The sequence below is a fragment of the Burkholderia sp. FW306-1C-G01B genome (genome assembly GCF_058781685.1).
Window position 1 is genome coordinate 1 of sequence record NZ_JBYSWZ010000038.1, and the last position, 1,375, is coordinate 1,375.

The following is a 1,375-nucleotide window of genomic DNA, read 5'->3' on the forward strand; positions in this document are numbered from 1 at the left end:
CGGACCTATCCGTGATTTCGTGGGCGGGGCATATCATGAGGTGTAAAGGTCATGGATATGCCAATGAAGAAGAAAAGGCAAACTGTAGCGCGTCAGGCAGCGGCCCGCGGGCCGCTGCCTAAACTGCCAAAGGAACTGCTGGACCAGTTGGTCAAGGGGCCGATGACGCCGGCCGAGGTGCAGGACCTGATGCTGGCGTTCAACAAGGCGGTCATTGAGCGCGCGATGGGCGCCGAGATGAATCTGCATCTGGGCTACCCACCGGGCCAGCCCAAGCCGCCCGGCCAAGCCAACGAGCGCAACGGCGCCAGCGGTAAAACGGTCATCACCGATCGCGGCCCGGTTCGGGTCGAAGTCCCCCGTGATCGCGACGGCAGCTTCGAGCCGATCCTGATCCCCAAGCACGAGCGCCGTTTCACCGGCTTCGACGAACGCATCATCGCGATGTACGCCCGCGGCATGAGCGTGCGCGAGATTCAGGGATTTCTGGCCGAGCACTATGGCACCGAGGTCTCGCCCGACTTCATCAGTTCGGTCACCGACGAGGTGATGGCCGAAGCGCTAACCTGGCAGAGCCGCCCGCTCGAAACCATGTATCCGGTGGTGTTCTTCGACGCGCTGCGGGTCAAGATCCGTGACGATGGCGTGGTCAGCAACAAAGCCGTCTATCTGGCCTTGGGCATTCAGGCCGACGGCCAGCGCGACGTGCTGGGGCTCTGGATCGAGCAGACCGAGGGGGCCAAGTTCTGGCTCAAGGTGTTCAACGAGCTCAAGACGCGCGGCTGCCAGGACATCCTGATCGCCGTGGTCGACGGCTTGAAGGGGCTGACCGAGGCCATCGGCGCAGCCTATCCGCGGACCACCGTTCAGACCTGCATCGTGCATCTGATCCGCAACAGTCTGGAGTACGCCAGCTACAAGGATCGCAAGGCGCTCGCCGCAGCACTGCGGCCGATCTATGCGGCCGCCAGCGAGGATGCCGCAAGACAGGCGTTGCAGGACTTCGCTGCCGGCCCTTGGGGTGAGAAATACCCGACCATCGTGCAATCGTGGCAGCGGGCGTGGGAGCACGTCGTACCGTTCTACGTGTTCCCGCCGGAAATTCGACGGGTTGTATACACGACAAACGCCATAGAAAGTCTGAACATGCAGTTGCGCAAGATCATCAAAACGCGCGGCCACTTCCCGAATGACGAGGCGGCGATCAAGTTGCTCTGGCTGGCGTTGCGCAATGTGCTGGCCAAGACCGTGCGGGCCGCGTTCGACTGGAAATCAGCGATGAACCAGTTTGCTATCCTGTTCGGCGAGCGATTTATGCAGGCACGCGGATAACGCGCTGTTCAACCGCCTCGCCCACAAAAATGCGGACAGGTTC

At 61.9% G+C, this 1,375-nt stretch carries 1 protein-coding gene; it reads left to right on the plus strand.

Features of this window, described 5'->3' with window-relative positions:
• Positions 1-57: 57 nt before the first annotated feature.
• Positions 58-1,332 carry an IS256 family transposase gene (locus AC3WLY_RS35180; RefSeq protein WP_492310900.1) on the plus strand — a complete coding sequence of 425 codons (1,275 nt, stop codon included), beginning with the start codon at positions 58-60 and terminating at the stop codon, positions 1,330-1,332.
• The last annotated feature ends 43 nt before the right edge of the window (positions 1,333-1,375 follow it).